Genomic DNA, 18,842 nt, shown 5'->3' with positions numbered 1-18,842 from the left:
GTGTGGGCGTGCGGGCCCATCATCTCATGCGTATGCTCACCAAGCTGATCGCCCGGATCGTCCACCTCTCGGTACGCCATGCCTGGGCGGTCATCGGTGCGTACGCGCTGCTGGTGTTTGCGGCCGGGCTGTATGCCGCCAGCCACTTCGCCATCACCACCGACGTCGGCCGCCTGATGGATCCCGGCGCGCCCTGGGCGCAACGCGACGCCGCCGTGACGGCCGCCTTCCGCGAGCGCAGCGACACCACGCTGATCGTCGTGCGCGCGCCGGCGCCCGAGCTGGCCGCGCAGGCTGCGCGCGAACTGGCCGCACGCCTGCGCGGGCAGCCGCAGCGCTTCCACTCGGTCAACCTCGGCGAGGCCAACCCATTTTTCCAGCGCAATGGGCTGCTCTACCTGTCCGTGCCCGAGCTGGCCGATCTCACCGGGCAGCTGCGCGACGCCAGGCCGCTACTCAAGGCCCTGGCCCACGATCCCTCGCTGCGCGGGCTGGCCAACCTGCTGTCGGTGACGCTCGGCACGCCGCTGCAGACCGGCCAGGTCGAGCTGGCCGGCATGGCGCCGCTGCTGGCGCGCAGCGCCGGCGTGGTCGAGGCGGTGCTGGCCGGGCGGCCGGCGGCGCTGTCCTGGCAGGACCTGGCCGGTGCCGATGGCGGCGCCAGGGCTGCCCCGGCGTCCAGCCTGGTCGAGGTCAGGCCGGTCCTCGACTTCAGCGGCCTGATGCCCGGCGCCGCCGCCGCCGAGGCGATCCGCGCCGCGGCGCGCGAGCTGCGCCTGGCCGAGCGCTACCACGCCGGCATCATGCTGACCGGGCCGGTTCCGCTGTCCGACGACGAATTCGCGTCGCTGCAGGAAGGCACGCTGCTCGAAGGCCTGCTCTCGCTGCTGCTGGTGCTGGCGCTGCTGTGGCGGGCACTGCGCTCGGGCAAGCTGGTGCTGGCGGTCTGCCTGACCATGGCCGGCGGCCTGGTGCTGACCTCGGCGCTGGGGCTGATGATGGTGGGCGCCCTGAACCTGATCTCGATCGCGTTTGCGATCCTGTTCGTCGGCATCGGCATCGACTTCGGCATCCAGTTCGGCATGCGCTTTCGCGAGCTGCACCGGCACCAGGGCGTCACGGCAGAAGCCCTGCGCGAGACCTCGCACGCGATCTCCCTGCCGCTGACCCTGGCCGCCATCGCCACCGCCTTCGGCTTCCTGTCCTTCCTGCCCACCGCCTACCGCGGCGTGGCCGAACTGGGCCAGATCGCCGGCGTCGGCATCCTGTGCGTCGCCCTGCCGTCCTGCCTCACCGTGTTGCCGGCATTGATCCAGGTGCTCGCACCAGGCCCCGCCGCCAGCGCCCCCGGCTACCCCTGGCTGGCCCCGGTCGACCGCGCGCTGCAGGCCCACCGCAAGCCGCTGCTGGTGGCCACCCTGGCCCTGGTGATTGCGGGCCTGCCGCTGCTGCGGCACCTGGAGTTCGACTTCAATCCGCTGCACCTGAAAAGCCCGCAAAGCGAATCGATGGTGGCCCTGCAGGCGCTGTCGCGCAGCACCGATATCGGCCTCGACAATGTCCAGGTGCTCACCCCGACGCTGGCGCAGGCGCGGCTGGTGGCGGCTCGCCTCGAACGCCTGCCGGAAGTCGGGCGGGTCGTCACCGCCGCCAGCCTGGTGCCGGAGCAGCAGGCGGCCAAGCTGCCGCTGATCGGCGCCGCCGCCACTGCCCTGGCGCCGGCCCTGGAAGGAACGCCCCTCCCGCCGGCGCCGGACGCGGCGCGCGTTGGCGCCCTGCGCGCGGCCGCGCTGGCGCTGCGCAATGCCGCGCTCGACCATCCCGGCGCCGGCGCGCCGGCGGCCCAGCGCCTTGGCCGCGCGCTGGCGGCGCTGGCACGCGGCGATGCGGCCGGCCGCGACCGCGCCGAACTGGCGCTGGCGCTGCCGCTGGGGCTTGCGCTCGACGCCCTGCGCCAGGCGCTGGGGGCCGGACCGGTGACGCTGGCATCGGTCCCGGAGGAATTGCGGCGCAACTGGATCGCCGCCGACGGCCGCGCGCTGGTCGACGCCAGCCCGCGCCGTCCGCAAGACGCCCGGCAGGCCGCCGGCGGGACGGCCGCGGTGCGCGACGACGCGCTGCTGCGCCGCTTCGCACTGGCCGTGCAGCGGGTCGCGCCGGAGGCCAGCGGCGGACCGATCGCGGTGATGGGCGCGGCCGACCTGATCGTCGACGCCTTCGTCCAGGCCGCGCTGCTGGCGGTGGCGACGATCACGCTGCTGCTGTGGCTGGCGTTCCGGCGCTTCGGCGACGTGCTGCTGACCATGGTGCCGCTGCTGGTGTCGGGCCTGGTCACGCTCGAAGCGACGGTCCTGCTCGACATGCCGCTCAATTTCGCCAACATCATCGCCCTGCCGCTGCTGCTGGGCGTCGGCGTCGCTTTTAAAATCTATTACGTGATGGCCTGGCGCGCGGGCCAGGCGGCCCTGCTGGAACAGGGGCTGACCGAGGCCATCATCCTGAGCGCGGCCACCACCGGCACCGCCTTCGGCAGCCTGTGGCTGTCGCACCATCCGGGCACCGCCAGCATGGGTGCGCTGCTGGTGCTGTCGCTGGCCTGCACCCTGGTCGGCGCCGTCTTCTTCCAGCCCATCCTGCTCGGCACGCCGCGTGCGCGCGCACGGAAAGCCGGCGCCGGGCTGGAACACTCCTCCTCCTGAATTCCTTCCGAACCACCACGACCATGACTGGAACCGGCATGCACGCACAGCACACCCGACGCCTCCTCCTGGCCGCCTGCGCGCTGGCCGCGACGGCAGGCTGCGCCACCGGCCCCGAGCGCAACCGGGCCGATCCGCTCGAACCGCTCAACCGTGCCACCTTTCGCTTCAACGACGTCATCGACCGGCACATCGCCCAGCCGGTGGCGCGCGGTTACAACCGCGTCGTGCCGCGGCCGATCCGGACCGGGGTCGCGAATTTCTTCGCCAACCTCGGCACCGTGCCCGTCATGCTCAACAACTTCGCCCAGCTGCGTTTTGCCGACGGCATGTCCGACCTGATGCGCCTTGCCCTGAACAGCACCTTCGGCGTGCTCGGCGTGCTCGATATCGCCACCCCGGCCGGGATCGCGGCGCACGAGCAGGACTTCGGACTGACGCTGGGCCACTACGGCGTGGCCAGCGGGCCCTACCTGGTGCTGCCGCTGTTCGGGCCGAGCACCTTCCGCGACGCCGCCGGTTTCGGCGTGGACCAGTACGCCAGTCCGACGACTTATGCGGAGCCACGAGCACGCAACGTGCTGTGGGGGCTGAACTTCGTCAGCACCCGCGCGCGTTACCTGAACGCGACCGACCTGCTGGAACAGGCGGCGCTCGACAAATACCTGTTCGTGCGCGACGCCTGGCTGGCGCGGCGCCAGTCCAAGCTGGACGAGGACCGGCCGCAGGCGCTGCCGGACTACGACGCCGGCGGCGCGGCTGACGCCCGCCCCGGCACCGAGTCGGGCCAGGGTGCGCGCAGGGAATAGGAAAGCCCGGCATGCCGACAACCAGGCCCGGGCTGCGTCTACAGTGGATCGACGAGCGGTTTGCCTTGTCGAAGCTGGCCTTGAAGACGTCGGGAATGCCCAGTTTGCCGATCAGACAAATTCCACGTCCAACACGCGTCATGATGAGAGCGCCTCGTGCCGCACGCCGGATTCTCTACGGCGTACCGAGGCGTTTCGCCCATGCTCCGCAGGCAGTTGCGAAAATTCAAAACCAGGCCTCAGTGATTCATGAGGCTCCCGAGCAAGGTCTGAAGCCGTTCGCCGACTACTGTCGAGCAGCCTGCTCGAACATGGTGGGCGAATAGCTTTGACCGGACCGCTCGGACAAGTTCATCATGCGCTTCCACAGGACCACGGGCGCGATGCCGCTATCGACGTGGCGCTTGAAGCCGCAAGCGTACGTGCCCCGGTAGCCGTCTGTGGATTCTTTCAGGGCGATACACTCGTCAACCAGTTGGCGAACCATGGCGGACGATTGTTCCGCGCTAACAATGCCGCTGTCGCGCAGCGCGGCCGTGGCCAGCGCTTCAGCACCACCTTCGTGCACCCAGGCCGGGCCCTCGCCAATACCACCCTGCTTTACGCTGTTCTGCCAGATATGCGCGAGTTCATGCGCTACCACGTGCGCCAGGCGTGCGCGTCCGTCCGGTGTGTCCAGGGTGATCTGCGCGCCTTCCATCCGATACACTACTTGATAGCCGATCGCTCCGCCCTTCACCGAGTAACCCGGACGGGTCAGGTCGCCCATCGCGACCATGACGAGCGGCGAAAATAGCAAGGGGCGACCCAGCGACTGCGTGTAGAAGGCACTAACGCGGTCTGTCGTGGTGCGCAGGACTTCCTGTGCCCACGCAGGCGTGGCGGGATCGAGAATGAGCTTCGACGCACCGCCCTGAATTGGTTGACTTGGGCCGAAGTAGGCATACATATCGGGCAATTGTGGATCGTCCGGCGGGGCCACAGCGTGCTCACCGGGCAGAGGCTGGAGCGAGAAGCGAATCAATAGAGCGCGTGGCTTGCCTGCAACGATGGCGCGGCCATCGAAAAATCCCAGGAAGACATCAGTACCGCCATCGCTGTAGCGGTCCATCGGCGTATAGCTCTTTTCACCATAAGGGAGGAACAGGTCTACATCGACACTGACCCTTCGCACTGGCTCGGATGCAACCAGGAGCTCATCATCGCCGTGGCGCTGTAGCGCCACGCCGGGCGTACGGATATGCCAGGCTTGCTGGCGGTAAGACGTGCCCGTATAGCTAAGCTCCAGCTTTTCGACCGGTTCGGAGAATTCGAAATCGGCGCGCCAGTTGTCCCTGGCAGTGTGAGTCAGCTTTACGGTGGCCGTGAGTGGGCTGGGTTCGGCGGCAAACGCTGGTGCCGCCAGTGCAAACAAAAAAAGTAGAAGGATTTTCACAGTGGAATCCAAAGAAAAGGTATCGCCCCCCGAAACGGGAATTAAATTTGCATAATATTTCGGTTAGGCATCTGCGTGAATACGGCCAAAATATCATGAAGACGAGAAGTGAGCATCAAATAATGCCCGTTTCAGGAACTGGCTTACAGCCTACAAACGGAGTTCCCTTAGAACTAGTTTTGTGGCCGGTGCCATGTCGGGGATGCCGTTGACTTCGAGCGCCATAAAGTGGAAAGGCGAGTCAAAATAAAATGTATTTAGTTCAGGCTGCGTGTATTTCACATGCAGCTGATCGGCGCTGCCCCGCGTTTTCTACCGTTGATGATATTTCCTCCATTGGCGCTTCCTGGTAATCATCGTCACCGTACGGCGCGCCGACCAACACAGATACTTGGACTGTGGCGAAGTTCATTTTTTTTGTTTACTTCACCACACTTACCGTCTGCTTTTGGCCGATAGCGGTCACGGCTACCAAAGAATTTTAGGTAGTTGTTTGTCCACCAGTTCAGCCTCCTTCAGCAAGCTGTTTAGCTCCGATAGGGAAAAACGGCGTTCGACTTGTGTATCTGGCGGATAACCAGCGACATGCGCGATTGCTGCGTATTCTGGGCAATCCCCCAACGACCATGCGCGACGAGATTCCTAACCTCGCGCAAAGAGTCGGCGGCCATATACCAAGTCGCGATCTTGTGGAACTCTTCATTGTTTTCACTGAAACGAGCGCCAACATCATCAATGTAGCGTTCGAGCTTCTCACGAAACGACCCAGAGCCTCCTACTTGCAATGAAAGGTTTAGCTCAACTCTCGCAAAGGTTACAAAAAAACGCCCCAATAGGAGGTGCAGTTGCTCTTCCATATGCTCGTAATCAAGAGGAACCTCTGTCGACATTGTCCAAAGCCCGAATTGTGAATAGCTGCAAAACTGCGGTAGCTGTGGGAAAACCTCAGTTTGCGCGTACCCAGTGGCGCCCCCGCCCATCTCACCCGTCGTCGAGGACTACTCTTGGCCGTTCGCAGACCTATTGTAGCGGCCGCTATCGACCCGAAGCAGACGATCATGCCTCCGTTGGCTGAACGCGCATGCGTAACCAGCCCGACGCAATATCTGCTCCTTACGCAGACAGATGCCGATCAATGAGCTGCGCAATAAGCTCGGCGAAAGTAAATCCGACGTTGTGATCTCCACCTGGGAAAATATGTAATTCTGCCTGTGGCAACTGGGAAGCCAGACACTCGCCGACCTGCACTGGACTAATCGGGTCTGCATCGCCCCAAAGCAGAAGCGTCGGAATGCGCAATGTAGATAACCTTGGCGTCAGGTCTTCGTGATAGCTGGTGAACCAGTTCGGCAGTTCGGGATGAGCCGCACGCATTGCTGGTCGCCAGTCCTCGGCATCGAAGCGCTTCAGATCCATTCCACCAGAAGTTACGGAAAGCACTAAATGCGTGATGAGTTCCGGCTTCTCTAGCGAGGCGAGCATGGCAACGACGCCTCCCATCGACTGAGCAATGACGGCGCTGGGCTGATCTACCTCGACAAGAACCTTGGAGACCAAGTCGTCGATGCCTTGGATGGTTGGATCCGATGGCGCTCCGCTAAAGCCAGGCCAAGTGACGTGAACCTTCGCGGCGGAATAGGTCAGGCGGTCGGAGACGGGATGCCAGAATTCCGTTCGACCTAACGCGCCGGGGAGAAAAAGGAGTTTTGATGGTTTTTGCATGAACGCAATGTACAACAATTCCATGCGTCTGCTCCTGGCCGGAAGCAGTCTACCAGCGAAGGACCGCAACCGACCCAAAGCAGACGGTCATCGAATGTTCGGAGGAACCGATCCTCAATTGTCGATCATTCTCGCAGGGGGCTCGTCCGCGATTATTGCTCTGGAGATGGACAACTGTAACCGTTCGGTGTACCCGCTTGCCATCTGCGCTCTCTACTTCGCCGAGATCAACAAGGCGCGCACGCTGGCGAGGCTGTTGCCCACACCAATCAGCTTGCCCAGCAGCGTGCCGCTTCCGAGACTCGTTCCAACGACTTCGCCAGCAGCATTGACGATGGGCGCGCCGCTGGTGCCCTGAAGGTTCAGTCCGGCGTTATCGAACGCGTATTGCAGCGCCTTATCGGTCGACGAACGTACGACGGCATGGTGCAGGAGCTGGTTGGGCAGCGCTCCTTCCGGGACCTGTGCGAGCAGCCAGACGGAATCCCCGACCTTGGGCGCCGTGGCCGCGAGCTTCAGGCGCACCGGATGGATGGGTGCCCCTGTTGTATCGAGTGCAAATGCCGCTAGGTCCCGGTATGGGCCGTCGTCCATTGCGTGCGCGTCAAGCAGGGTCAGCGCGCGGCCTGCGTACCAGATTTCATCCAGGCCAACCGCCTTGCACCCAGCCAGCGACACCCGGCGCGACAGTTCAACTGCGGGGATCTGCTCGTCGAGCCCGCCCGTCGGACCGAATATGTGGATGGCGGTGACGAGCAGCGTGCGGGGCGCCGGCTGCGGTAGCTCAAGGGCGAAGGCCGTGCCAGCTGAGAACGCCCGGCCGTCGGCTTGGAAGACCGGGCTGCAAATTGCGTTCTGGACAGTGGGTGAAGGTGCGGCGGCGGTATGTGCCGCAAGCAGCACTGCGAAGGAAGCGAATGTGAGGGTAAGGCGATGGCGCATATTTTTCAGTATTGATGGCTGTGCAAATCCTGAACACCCTTCTTCCTGCATTTCCTTAATTTTCATGAATCCTGCTTCTTTCCAAATAGGTTTAACACTGAATTGACTGACTGCTTTTGGCCGAAGACCGCCGTTGAGCCCAGCATATCAGCTCGCCAGGGCGGAAAATCGCAGACGGTCACGAAGTACCGGATCCGACCCAAAGCAGACGCTGGCAGATCACGCAGTGGAAGATCGACTTTGCCCATTTAGGCTAGTCACTCTCAAGTTCATCCATTGTCAATGGTAAAGAGCTTAGCGGTACAAGGCCTATCTGCTGCCGAACTTTTTTGAAGTTATCAGACCAAATCCCCAAGGACTCGCGCGCCGCCAATGTCTCAGCAGCAATAAGCTCTTTGACATAGGTATCGTATCTGCCTTGAGGAATCAGCCGTCGTGAAGTAACGCCAGTAGGATTTCCTCCTCTTTCTCCTTGGGCAGCACGTTTGACAAAGGGCGCGTTAGCCGATGCTTGGAGCAATCGACCGAACTTTGCTGTTTCGAGCATCCCTATCGCAGGGTGAACACCGTTCCTTACCAGGTACACGCTTAGATTGTCGCTGCCATCGACCGCCCAAACAAAGACCATTGGTAGTTGTGATTTTTCGCCAATGATCGATACAGGAACAGCGGTTGCACCTGGGTGTTGTGTGGACCATTCCTGGATCGCAGCACGTTCTTGTGCAATTGGTATCCCCGCGAAAACTTTTCGTTTGAGAAGAAAGTATTCGAACGGCTCGCCCTGATGGAAGCCGCTCACACTCACGCCTTCCCAGATGATTTCTCTGAATGGAAGTTCGCGTTGAGCAAATGCGCTTTGACAAATTGCCAGCAGTACCGAAAAAAGGACTGATCTCAGCTTCATCTTGCCTCCAGGAGGGTTAGGAAAAACGTCCGCTTTTGGCCGGTTGCGGACCTATTGTAGCGTCCGCTGTCGACCCTTAGCGGTCGTAGGACCACTCCAAGAACTCGCCAACGGTGTCCGATGAGGTCAGCTCTAGCAGCGCCTCTGCAAGCTCGTGTTGACCCTTTGCGGCGGCAGTAGCAGACAGAGCACAGGCCGTAAAAGCAGCGCTCCACTGCTTTTCTTCGGCACTTGCAACCAAAGCAGGAATGCGGCTTAGTGAGTCGAAGTAATCTGCTACCAGCTCATCGGGAACATCGACGCCATTCTTGTGCCGGCAGATTTCGACCCATGCGGGGAAGTGAAAATACACATCGGTCACGCGTTCTGGTGAGCTAGCGATTGCCGCGATAACGTGTGGAACCGCTGCGAACGAAGCCGAGTACACGTCGCCTTGGTGAGCAAGGGCACTCCATAGGCTGAACCACGGTTCGGATCTGCCATCATCACTGGGTAAAGCCGATAGCTGCCGAAGAAGCTCAGGAATCTTCGCAGCGCTGCCGTACGCATCGCTCAGCTCACTCCACCGTGGACTACTCAGTTCCAGCATCTCTTGCCCCTTTATCGTGTGATGCACCGCGCACTTCGTCAACGGCTGCTTCTGGCCGATTGCAGTCGTTCAGTTGTGCCCGCTTTCGACCCGGAGCGAACGCCCGGTACCGTCAAGAGAGACCGCTGATGAAGTGTTCAATTTAGATGTCTAATCGAGAGGCGCATCCGCTACCTTGCCAACGATGATGGACACGTAACCGGGTGCATGTAATCCATCGATCGCTGGGGAAACCTCGGCGTCTGTGAGTTGCTTATGAAAATGCGCAGCAACTAAGCTCCGCAAAGGAATTACACAGCAGCGTGCATCGGAGCCATAATAACGCAGTTCTTTCCAGCCCGTTTTGCAGCATATAAGGCCTTGTCCGCAGCGTCCAGGAGCGAGAGCAGGTCAGGATTATCCATGTTGACGCAGGCGGCGCCGATACTCACAGTATAAGGCGGCACACCTTTGGCATTGGTCTCGGTAATGCAAGTACGTAATCGGTTAGCGATCGCAAGCGCTGCGTCGATGCCGGTTTGTGGAAGAAGGACTACGAATTCTTCTCCGCCATAGCGACCGATGACATCTTGCGCACGTAGCAGTTGTGTAGCCTGTTCCGAAAAATTCATGATCACTTTGTCGCCGATTAGGTGACCGTAAGTGTCATTGATTGCCTTGAAGTTATCGAGGTCCATCATCAGCAATGATAGGGGCGAACCATGCCTTCGTGACACGGCGATCTCGCGCTCGACAATTTCCAGGAAAGCGTCGCGTCGCAATGCACCCGACATGGGGTCATGCAGTGCCTGCAACTCAAGGCGGCCCTGCAATGCACGGTTGGCCATGAGCAGAAACCCCAAGCTCATCGCCACCAGCGAGAACGGAAACGCGAGAATATACAGGTCGTGAATCGTGGACGTGTCATTTTCCCGCGTCAAAGTCTGTCCATACAGGAGCGCCGAAATGCAGCGTGCTCCCATGACCAACGCAGTCGTCGCATACACGGAACATGTGAACCATTCGGGAAACCGTTTTATGTGGTAACTGGCAAGCAAGACACTACATGCTCCAAAAAGCACAGTGAGCAACGCGCTTACAATGATCACTCGAATGCCATAGTCGTCGACGATAAAAGTTGCCCATCCCAAGGCCACTGACGCGCCACCAAGCAGCGCGACCAGCGGCCGTTCGCTTGGCGTCAAGTTGCCGAACAAGGCCAAGCTTCGATGCATTACGATGACACCAAGCGGAATGAGTAAGTTGGGCAAATAGCTCGAGAACAGCACGGGCAATTTGCCGCGCATTGTAAAGCCCAACGCGGCGAGGACCATCAGCAAGCATGCCCATGCCCATTCAGATAAACCGGCGATGGTCTTTGGGAAACCGACACGTACGGAGAAGAAAAGAAAACCGCAAAGCAGGCCGAATGCGGCTGAAATGATGATGAAGGAGTTGTTGTCGATGCCGAGCATAGCGAGCAGGCCTTTCTGAACGAACCAAAGACAGGATTTCTGTCAGCTGGATCGCCTCCAGTAAGTAGGTCCCATGCACCATAAACGAAACCAGCAATTCTAACAGGAAACATCGTTTGCCAATCGGAACTATTGCGCGGCAATGCCAGTGCGTTGTCGAAGCAATCAGGCATCTTGGGGTTCTCTAACCGGTACGGCGCACGTCTCAGCGAGTGCAGTGTTGTACTTGAGCCCGGCTGATATCTCTCCAGGCTTTGTTTCTGGCCTTGCGACCCTGGCTACTTATGAACAGCCGCCAGGCATCCTGGTTTTGCAGCGGTTCGAGCGGCATCGCAACTGTCAAAGTTTTGCTCGAAGCATATCAGCACCCGGAAGACAACGTCGCTCAGAGGACGCAACCTGCCGGTCAGGCAGTGTGGCCTGTCGCACCTCGGGTTTCGATACCTTATGGCGCCCACGCTGCTCCGGTGTCCACATGACGTACTCCTGCAAGAGTGAACCGTTTGGACACCATGGTTGCTTCGAAGTTTTTAAACCATTTCTTAACGTGCTATTTTTTACGTTTTGCGACTTGGCTATCCTTGAAACGTAGACTATGGTCCTGGTGAAGCCTGGACACGCGCAGGAAGCGAAGGCGGCAATCGACGACCACATCGCCAAGACAAACGAGATCAGAGCCGATCATCCTTCGGAAAGATCTGCGCCAGGGTTGAAAAGGCGCTTTATCAGGCATAGCACTTTGGCGCGCGTCCGGACTGGCCGGGTGCGCCACGGGTCATCATTTTATTCGCTGGCGCCAGCGGCACAGCTTAAACGTTAGGGGAAACACTTGTCGCCTGCTCGTCTATTCATCACCATTCTACTCCTTGGTATTGCCCTGAGTGCTGCAGTTGGACTCTCGTTCATGTCCAGGACCGTTTCGTGGAACGAAGATGTATTGCTTGAGAGTGGGCAAATGCTTCAAGTCCATCGCACAGTAACTTATGGCCCCGATGAATGGTGGCGCTCGGGTCGGGGCCCACTTAAAGAGCAGACAATTCGATTTGATCGTGATGGCCACAGCGTCGAATGGAAAAACAACGATCGCTGGACTATCAACTACATGCCTGAGATCCTCGATTTCGCTAGCGGCATGCCTGTGTTGGTAATGCCAGTACAAGGCTGGGGACCTTGCCATAAATACGGCCTCCCACCGGAAGGCCTGGCTGCGTTCGGTTATAAAAAGGGGCGATGGGATCGCATAGCCACCGCCGACTTACCGAAGGAGCTAAAGATAAATCTCCTGCGAAGTACACACGAGATCCGATACTCGAAAGAGTACAAGGACAAACGGATCACCCTAGTGGCCAAACGAGCGTTGGAGCGAAGCGGCCGGGGCGACACGCAGCAAGGACAGTCGCTTGCTGACGCCAGCAAGCAGTATGTGGATAACGAAGAGTCATGTGTTCGGATGCGGCCGCCCCCAGACAAGCAATTGGAGAAAGCGCGGCAGCGCAACGCTGATGCCGAGCGTAATGCATCCACGATTGCAGCCTCCGTTTTATCTGTCGACACCGAGCCGGAGTCAGTCACAAGCGAGATGTTCCTCCGTCAGAGAGGGGCGTGGACTGGCGCTGGGTTCCTGGCTGGAAGTTGCAAAGGCATTGTAGAAAAGATCGAACCTCTATACCAGTGGACCGGCGATGCGTATGCAGCCAGGTCGGAACTCATTGGCGATCAACTACTTCTTCAAGCTGCGCCTGCTGACAAAAAGAAGGTGCAGATCGGAGAGGCCGGCCGAGCGCAAATGCACGGTGTGGTGTGTGACCAATCGACCATTTTTGTCGTGAGAAGGCAGAATAAGGCGAATTTGATCATTCATCGCTTCGGCCACAATGGCGACCTGATAGATGCCTTCCGCGTTGCGCTCCCGGATACGGCAAAGGTGGTCCCCGATGGAAATTGGGGCACGCTCTGGGCTGTAACTCCAGATGGCAAAGGGAATCTTTCAATGTCAGTGGTGGATTACTTCTATCCTTTAACTGCAAACCAAGGCGGTACGATCAAGCGGAGGGTCAATTATGCGGTTCACCTGCCGGCCAGATAGTCGCCCCTAACTCGGCACTCAACCACGCTCCCTTCGACCGCGGGACGCTGCGCGATATCTGCCCCAATATCTCCAACACCCCCCCAGCAGTCACCGCCGCAATCGATTGAGCGTGGATCTGCTGGGATTTCTGGACCCCGCCTGCAGCTCCCACGGTAATTGGGCGGATCGTTAATCATCAGGACTCCTGGCTTTCTAAGGTCCGCTTCTGGCCGATTGCAGACGTATTTTAGCGTCTTGCTTTGTCCCCAAGGCGGGCTTTTTTTCCGGGCAATCTTTATGCCCGAGGCCAAGGTTAAATCTGCTGGAACGAGGCATGGCAATTTCTGCCTCACCTCGCTGTTGCGCGCGCAGCATTGCTGGAATGACGGTGAGGGGGCAATCCGGCGTGGACGAGACTAGTGATTGGAAGCCAGAACGGCCCAGCGTGCGGTCTAGCTACCTTGAAGCAATCAACAGATTTTGTCAGGCGCGCCAAAACAAGATCCGCCGGGCGGGGCAAGGGCCGCCCCAACTCTTGCCCGCACCGCGCGCAGCGTGCGCCGGGCGCGCCAGGCGTCTGCGGCAAGCAGGAGAAGCGGCGCCAGCTGGCCGGGGGCGAGGGCCAGTGCGCGCAGCAGCGCCGCCGGGTCGGTCGTGCCGTCCTTGCGCATCGCTGTCAGCGCGCAGGGCGGCAGGCTACGGCTGGCCGGGTCGAGCACGATCCGCATGGCGGCGAATGGCAAGCCCAGGCGGCGCGCAGCCAGCGCAGCAGCATGCGATTCCATGTCGACCGCCAGCGCCCCGCTCGCCTGCCACAGCTGCGCCTTGGCGGCGCGCGAAATCAGCGGCGCGTCCAACCCCGCCAGCGCTCCGCAGTGGGCACGCGGCAGGCGCTCGTGCAAGGTGCGCGTCCAGGCCGGATCGACTGCGAACGTGCCCGCGGCGCTTGTCACGCTCGATGCCATCACGCAGTCCCCTGCCCGCAGTGCCGGGTCGAGCGCACCGGCACAACCGAAGCTGAGGATGCCGGCCCAGCCGGCATCGGTGCCGCCAGCGAGCGCATCGATGGCCGCCGCCACCCTCGCCGGCCCGGGTCCGCACACCGCGATCACGCCCGGTCCTGCCGCGATGGCCGTCTCGAAGGCGAGGCCGCACACGACCAGCACCGGTGCGCCACTGTCGGCACGGGCGGGGTCCGGCTTCACATCCCGAATCCGACCCGGTTGGTGCCGAGCGCGCGCAGGTTGCGGTAGCGCGCCAGCGCCCACAGCGGGAAGTAACGGGCGTATCCGTGATAGCGCAGGTAGAACACCCGTTCGAAGCCGGTCGCCGTATGGTGTTCCTCGTCCCACAGCCCGTCCGCGCGCTGGTGCGCGAGCAGCCAGGCGATGCCGCGCGCGACCGCCGGCGAGTCGACGGCGCCGGCCGCCATCAGGCCGAGCATCGCCCAGGCGGTCTGCGACGGCAGCGACTGGAAAGGCTCATGGCCGGCATAGTCGAGACGGTAGCTGCTGCCGTCCTCGCCCCAGCCGCCGTCCGGATTCTGCACCGCATGCAGCCAGTCGACCGCGCGCGCGACCGGCCTGGCCTCCATCCCCATGCCGGCCGCGTTGAGCGCGCACAGCGCGGACCAGACGCCGTACACGTAGTTGATGCCCCAGCGGCCGTACCAGGCGCCATGCGGCTCCTGGGCGCACAGCAGCCAGTCGAGCGCGCGCGCCGCCGGCGAGCCGCGCCGCCGGCAGGCCTGCGGGTCGAGCTGGGCCAGCATCGACAGGCAGCGCGCCGAGACGTCGGCGGTCGGCGGGTCGAGCAGCGCGCCGTGGTCGGCAAAGGGAATGTTGTTCAGGTAGCGGCAGGTATTGTCGGGGTCGAAGGCGCCCCAGCCGCCGTCGCGGCTCTGCATGCCGAGGACCCACTCGTGCGCGCGTTCGACGGCGTCGGCGAACCTGGGTTCGCCCAGCACGCGGTCGGCGCGGTGCATCGCCATGGCCACCACCGCCGTGTCGTCCACATCCGGGTAATGCGCGTTCGCATACTGGAAGGCCCAGCCGCCGGGACGCAGGCCGGGACGGTTCAGGCTCCAGTCGCCGTGCAGGTCGAGGATCTGCAGCGGCCGCAGCCATTCGAGGCCGCGCAAGGCGGCATCGATTGCCTGCATGGTCCCGGTTTCCAGCAGCGCGTGGCACATCAGCGCCGTATCCCAGACCGGCGAGAAACAGGGCTGGCAATAGGCCTCCTCGCCGCGGTCGACCAGCAGCCTGTCGATGGCGCGGCGCGCGCCGGCGTACTCCCCGGTATTGCGCTCCAGGCCCAGCGCGTCCAGCATCTGGACCGCGTTGACCATCGCCGGGAAGATGGCGCCCAGCCCGTGCTCGCCGTTCAGGCGCGCGCGCACGAAGGCGCTGGCGCGCTCGATGGCGCGGCGGCGCAGGCGCGCGGGAATGCGCGGCTCCAGGCGGCGCACGTGGCGCTCGACGGTGCGGAAGAATGCGAACCACAGGCGGCTCTGGTGCGGCGCGCGCGCCGTCACCCGCAGCTGGCCAGGGGGCGCCAGGAACAGCTCGTCGATGCCGACCGCGCGCGGGTTGCGCGCGCGCGGCTTGAGCGCGCCCAGCACCAGCAAGGGCGTGAGCACGGTGCGGGTCCAGTACGACACCTTCGTCAGGTGGAAAGGAAACCACTCCGGCAGCAGCGCGATCTCGACCGGCATGGCCGGCACCGCGTCCCAGGGCACGATGCCGTACAGCGCCAGCAGGAAGCGCGTGAACACATTGCTCTGTTCGGCCCCGCCGTGGGCCAGGATGGCGGCGCGGGCCCGCGCCATGTGCGGGGCGTCGACCGGGTCGCCGATCATCTTCAGCGCGAAATAGGCCTTCACGCTGGCGCTGGGGTCGTAGGCGCCGCCGTGGAACAAGGGCCAGCCGCCGTGCGCGCCCTGGACCCGGCGCAGGTGGCGGCCGATCTTGGCTTCCAGCACTGCATCGGGCGGCTCGCCCAGGAAATGCACCATCAGCACGTATTCGGCCGGGATGGTGGCATCGGCTTCCAGCTCGTACACCCAGTGCCCGTCGGGCCGCTGGTCGTCCAGCACGGCGCCGAGCGCGGCATCGATCGCGCTGGCGAGCCGGGTAGGCTGCGCGTCCAGGCGGGCCGCGCCGGCCAGGCCCGCCTCCATCCCCATCGCTCCGCACGCCGAATATCGCATCGCTCCCTCTTCACGCTGGCCGACGCTACACGAGCGCATGCCGCAACAGGATGCCTGCCCGCGCCAGCTTGCCGACCCGCACCGGCGCGCGCGGACAGTCCCAGCCACGTTCGCACAGGCGCCCCAGCAGCGCAAGGTAAACCGCGCCCATCAGCCGCGGCGTGCGCACGCGCGCCGCCGGGTAGCCGCGCATGAGGCGCCGGGCGGCGTCGAAATGCCGCTGAGCCTGGGCCGCCACCTGCGGGCAGGCGCGGGCCAGGGCCGGATCGGCGGCGATGGCGCCGGCCGTGCTGTCGTCCAGGACGACGCCGGCCTCCAGCAGCGCCTCGCGCGGCAGGTAGACGCGCCCGATGGCGGCGTCCTCGTCGATGTCGCGCAGGATGTTGGTGAGCTGGAGCGCGCGTCCCAGGTGGTGTGCGAGCAGGACGCCGTCGTCGCCTGGCACGCCGAACACCTTCACCGACAGGCGCCCGACAGCACTGGCGACGCGGTCGCAGTAGAGGTCGAGGGTGGCCGCCGGCGGCGCACACAGCGGCTCGGCCCCGGCGTCCATCAGCATGCCGTCGATGACGGCCTCGAAATCCGCGCAGGCCAGCCCGAAGGCGTTGATGTGGCCTTGCAGCGCCCCCAGTTTTTCCGGACCGGCGCCCGCGCAGCAGGCCCGGATGTCGGCGCGCCAGCGTTCGAGGGCGGCCCGCCTGGCCGGCACCGGGGCGGCGCCGTCGGCGATGTCGTCCACCGTGCGGCAGAAGGCGTAGATCTCGAGCATCGCGGCGCGCTGCGGCGCCGGCAGCAGGCGCATCGCCGTGTGGAAGGAGCTGCGCGCCGGTGCCGGCGCGGGCGTGGGCGCGGGTGCGGGCGTCCCCAGGGCGCCTGCATGGTGCGCGCCGGTCCCAACACCCGCCTGTTCGCGCTCAGCCGTCATTCGCCACCCGCCTTCCCTGTTCGTCCGGAAAACGCCGGCGGATCGCAGCGGCGATCCCGTCCGCGTCGAGCCCGGCGGCGGCCAGCAGGGCGGCCGGATCGCCGTGCTGGACAAAAATGTCGGGCAAGCCCAGCATCAGCAGGGGCTTGACCACGCCTGCGGCGGCCAGCGCCTCCGCCACCGCGGCCCCCGCGCCGCCCATCAGGCAGCCCTCCTCCACCGTCACCAGCCGGTCGTGCGTACGCGCCAGCCGCAGCACCAGCTCGCCGTCGAGCGGCTTGATGAAGCGCAGGTTCGCCACCGTCGCGCCCAGCATCCGCCCGGCGGCGAGGCTCGGCGCCAGCATCGAGCCGAAGGCGAGGATGGCCGTGCCGCGCCCTTCGTGCCGGATCTCGCCGCGGCCGAAAGCGATCTCCTCCAGCGTCTCCTCCACCGCCACGCCGGGCCCGGTGCCGCGCGGGAAGCGCACCGCGGCCGGCCCGGGGTGGCGGTACGCCGTGCTGAGCATCCTGCGGCATTCGTTTTCGTCGGACGCGGCCATCAGCACCATGTTCGGGATGCAGCGCAGGTAAGCGATGTCGTAATTCCCGGCATGCGTGGCGCCATCGGCGCCGACCAGGCCGGCCCTGTCGATGGCGAAGGTGACGTCGAGATCCTGCAGCGCCACGTCGTGGATCAGCTGGTCGTAGGCACGCTGGAGGAAGGTCGAATAGATCGCCACCACCGGCTTCATGCCCTCGGCTGCAAGGCCGCCCGCGAAGGTGACGGCGTGCTGCTCGGCGATGCCGACGTCGAAATAGCGCTCCGGATAAAGCTGCTCGAAGCGGACCAGGCCCGAGCCTTCGCGCATCGCCGGGGTGATGCCGACCAGGCGCGGGTCGGCGGCGGCCATGTCGCACAGCCAGTCGCCGAACACCTCGGTATAGCTCGGCTTGCCCGCTGCCGGCGCCGGTGCGGTCAAGCCGAGCGCGTGATCGAATTTGCCGGTGCCGTGGTAGCGGGTCGGTTCGGCCTCGGCGAGCTTGTAGCCCCGCCCCTTCTTCGTAATGATGTGGAGGAACTGCGGCCCCGTGCGTGCGCGCAGGTTTTCCAGCGTCGGCACCAGGGCGTCGAGATCGTGGCCGTCGATCGGCCCGACGTAGTCGAAGCCGAAATGCTCGAACAGCGTCGCGGCCGGCAACACCATGCCCTTGGCGTGCTCTTCCAGCCGGCGCGCCACTTCAAGCACCGGCTCCGGCAGCACGGCCTGGCCGGCCTGCTTCGCCGCCGCGACCGCATGGCTCGAGAGCAGGCGCGCCAGATAGCGGCTCAGGGCCCCGACCGCGGGCGAGATCGACATCTCGTTGTCGTTCAGGATGACCAGCAGGCGCAGGTCGCCGGCAATCCCGGCGTTGTTCATGGCCTCGTAGGCCAGCCCGGCGCTCATCGCGCCATCGCCGATGACGGCCACCGCATGCCGGTCCTCGCCGCACAGCCTGGCGGCCTGCGCCATGCCGAGCGCGGCCGAAATGGAGGTGGACGAGTGGGCGGTGCCGAAGGTGTCGTAGACGCTTTCGCTGCGGCGCGGAAAGCCGGAGAGGCCGCCCTGCTGGCGCAGCGACCCCATCCGCTCGCGCCTGCCGGTCAGCACCTTGTGGCCATAACTCTGGTGCCCCACGTCCCAGACGATGCGGTCGCGCGGCGTGTCGAACACGTAGTGCAGCGCAATCGTCAGCTCGACGGTGCCCAGGTTGGATGAGAGGTGGCCGCCGGTACGCGCCACCGATTCGAGCAGGAACTGGCGCAACTCCCTGGCCAGCGGTTCGAGCTGGGCGCGCGGAAGCCGGCGCAGCGCTGACGGATCGTCGATAGCCTGTAGCAGGTTCATTCGCTTTCCTCCAGTACCACCGTGCGCCCGGCGAGCCGCGGATGCGCCCGGCTGCGTGCCCGGCCGCTCGACGGCAAGGTGCGGCGGATTGGATAGCCGGTCTATTTTAAGACAATCACGGCATACCTGTGGTTCGCGCATTGCGCGATGCGCAGCCTGCCCCGCAACGCGGCCGGCCGTATGACAAAACAAACCGACGCCCGCTGCGCGCGCGCCTGTT

14 protein-coding genes and 1 pseudogene are annotated in these 18,842 nt (G+C 63.7%); 3 read left to right on the top strand and 12 right to left on the bottom strand.

Annotated elements, in window-relative coordinates; all coding sequences use genetic code 11:
• The first annotated feature begins 32 nt into the window (after nt 1-32).
• Both hpnN and ACI48I_RS07240 read left to right on the top strand, forming a co-directional pair.
• The gene (gene hpnN, locus ACI48I_RS07245) at nt 33-2,699 is read left to right on the top strand and encodes a hopanoid transporter HpnN (protein ID WP_498573973.1); all 2,667 of its coding nucleotides are present in this window, start codon (nt 33-35) and stop codon (nt 2,697-2,699) included.
• Nucleotides 2,700-2,737: 38 nt separating this feature from the next.
• Complete coding sequence (locus ACI48I_RS07240) at nt 2,738-3,508, top strand: MlaA family lipoprotein (protein ID WP_498573747.1); 771 nt, start codon at nt 2,738-2,740, stop codon at nt 3,506-3,508.
• Nucleotides 3,509-3,518: 10 nt separating this feature from the next.
• Here ACI48I_RS07240 and ACI48I_RS07235 read toward each other — a convergent pair.
• The 8 genes and pseudogenes from ACI48I_RS07235 to ACI48I_RS07200 form a co-directional block, all read right to left on the bottom strand.
• Nucleotides 3,519-3,614, bottom strand: a pseudogene (locus ACI48I_RS07235) (3-deoxy-8-phosphooctulonate synthase); the annotation flags it as partial.
• A gap of 180 nt (nt 3,615-3,794) precedes the next feature.
• Complete coding sequence (locus ACI48I_RS07230; protein WP_498573746.1) at nt 3,795-4,943, bottom strand: hypothetical protein; 1,149 nt, start codon at nt 4,941-4,943, stop codon at nt 3,795-3,797.
• A gap of 527 nt (nt 4,944-5,470) precedes the next feature.
• Nucleotides 5,471-5,800 (bottom strand): hypothetical protein, encoded by a 330-nt coding sequence (locus ACI48I_RS07225; RefSeq protein ID WP_498573745.1) that lies wholly within the window; start codon nt 5,798-5,800, stop codon nt 5,471-5,473.
• Between the two features lie 256 nt (nt 5,801-6,056).
• Nucleotides 6,057-6,689 carry an alpha/beta fold hydrolase gene (locus tag ACI48I_RS07220; protein WP_498573744.1) on the bottom strand — a complete coding sequence of 211 codons (633 nt, stop codon included), beginning with the start codon at nt 6,687-6,689 and terminating at the stop codon, nt 6,057-6,059.
• Between the two features lie 189 nt (nt 6,690-6,878).
• Nucleotides 6,879-7,673 carry a S1 family peptidase gene (locus ACI48I_RS07215; RefSeq protein WP_498573743.1) on the bottom strand — a complete coding sequence of 265 codons (795 nt, stop codon included), beginning with the start codon at nt 7,671-7,673 and terminating at the stop codon, nt 6,879-6,881.
• 187 nt (nt 7,674-7,860) lie between these two features.
• Nucleotides 7,861-8,511 (bottom strand): hypothetical protein, encoded by a 651-nt coding sequence (locus ACI48I_RS07210; RefSeq protein ID WP_498573742.1) that lies wholly within the window; start codon nt 8,509-8,511, stop codon nt 7,861-7,863.
• Between the two features lie 76 nt (nt 8,512-8,587).
• Complete coding sequence (locus tag ACI48I_RS07205) at nt 8,588-9,100, bottom strand: hypothetical protein (protein ID WP_193687131.1); 513 nt, start codon at nt 9,098-9,100, stop codon at nt 8,588-8,590.
• A 290-nt stretch (nt 9,101-9,390) separates the two neighbouring features.
• Nucleotides 9,391-10,554 carry a GGDEF domain-containing protein gene (locus ACI48I_RS07200; protein ID WP_498573741.1) on the bottom strand — a complete coding sequence of 388 codons (1,164 nt, stop codon included), beginning with the start codon at nt 10,552-10,554 and terminating at the stop codon, nt 9,391-9,393.
• A gap of 904 nt (nt 10,555-11,458) precedes the next feature.
• On the opposite strand from ACI48I_RS07200, the gene ACI48I_RS07195 reads away from it, so the two are divergent.
• Entirely contained in the window at nt 11,459-12,640 is a 1,182-nt protein-coding gene (locus tag ACI48I_RS07195; protein WP_498573740.1) for a hypothetical protein, read from the top strand.
• 452 nt (nt 12,641-13,092) lie between these two features.
• Here the strand turns inward: ACI48I_RS07195 and ACI48I_RS07190 are convergent, their stop codons facing one another.
• From ACI48I_RS07190 to dxs, 4 genes are read right to left on the bottom strand one after another with little or no spacing between them, the layout of a single operon-like run.
• Nucleotides 13,093-13,827 carry a phosphorylase family protein gene (locus tag ACI48I_RS07190; protein WP_498573739.1) on the bottom strand — a complete coding sequence of 245 codons (735 nt, stop codon included), beginning with the start codon at nt 13,825-13,827 and terminating at the stop codon, nt 13,093-13,095.
• A complete protein-coding gene (gene shc, locus ACI48I_RS07185; protein ID WP_498573972.1) occupies nt 13,824-15,806 on the bottom strand; it encodes a squalene--hopene cyclase in 1,983 nt (660 codons plus the stop codon). The genes ACI48I_RS07190 and shc overlap by 4 nt, the downstream gene beginning before the upstream one ends.
• Nucleotides 15,807-15,855: 49 nt before the next feature.
• Entirely contained in the window at nt 15,856-16,755 is a 900-nt protein-coding gene (hpnD, locus tag ACI48I_RS07180) for a presqualene diphosphate synthase HpnD (RefSeq protein WP_498573738.1), read from the bottom strand.
• On the bottom strand, nt 16,745-18,622 hold the full coding sequence (dxs, locus tag ACI48I_RS07175) for a 1-deoxy-D-xylulose-5-phosphate synthase (RefSeq protein ID WP_498573737.1): 1,878 nt from the start codon (nt 18,620-18,622) through the stop codon (nt 16,745-16,747). The genes hpnD and dxs overlap by 11 nt, the downstream gene beginning before the upstream one ends.
• Nucleotides 18,623-18,842: the final 220 nt, after the last annotated feature.

The sequence above is a fragment of the Massilia sp. LXY-5 genome (assembly GCF_059801075.1).
This window is presented reverse-complemented; position numbering and strand designations above follow the sequence as displayed.

Bases quoted from the DNA above. Each gene is read 5' to 3' on its own strand.
- hpnN (WP_498573973.1), top strand. From the start codon at position 33: ATGCTCACCAAGCTGATCGCCCGGATCGTCCACCTCTCGGTACGCCAT.
- ACI48I_RS07240 (WP_498573747.1), top strand. From the start codon at position 2,738: ATGCACGCACAGCACACCCGACGCCTCCTCCTGGCCGCCTGCGCGCTG.
- ACI48I_RS07225 (WP_498573745.1), bottom strand. From the start codon at position 5,800: ATGGAAGAGCAACTGCACCTCCTATTGGGGCGTTTTTTTGTAACCTTT.
- ACI48I_RS07220 (WP_498573744.1), bottom strand. From the start codon at position 6,689: ATGGAATTGTTGTACATTGCGTTCATGCAAAAACCATCAAAACTCCTT.
- ACI48I_RS07215 (WP_498573743.1), bottom strand. From the start codon at position 7,673: ATGAAAATTAAGGAAATGCAGGAAGAAGGGTGTTCAGGATTTGCACAG.
- ACI48I_RS07210 (WP_498573742.1), bottom strand. From the start codon at position 8,511: ATGAAGCTGAGATCAGTCCTTTTTTCGGTACTGCTGGCAATTTGTCAA.
- ACI48I_RS07205 (WP_193687131.1), bottom strand. From the start codon at position 9,100: ATGCTGGAACTGAGTAGTCCACGGTGGAGTGAGCTGAGCGATGCGTAC.
- ACI48I_RS07200 (WP_498573741.1), bottom strand. From the start codon at position 10,554: ATGCTCGGCATCGACAACAACTCCTTCATCATCATTTCAGCCGCATTC.
- ACI48I_RS07195 (WP_498573740.1), top strand. From the start codon at position 11,459: ATGTCCAGGACCGTTTCGTGGAACGAAGATGTATTGCTTGAGAGTGGG.
- shc (WP_498573972.1), bottom strand. From the start codon at position 15,806: ATGGGGATGGAGGCGGGCCTGGCCGGCGCGGCCCGCCTGGACGCGCAG.
- hpnD (WP_498573738.1), bottom strand. From the start codon at position 16,755: ATGACGGCTGAGCGCGAACAGGCGGGTGTTGGGACCGGCGCGCACCAT.
- dxs (WP_498573737.1), bottom strand. From the start codon at position 18,622: ATGAACCTGCTACAGGCTATCGACGATCCGTCAGCGCTGCGCCGGCTT.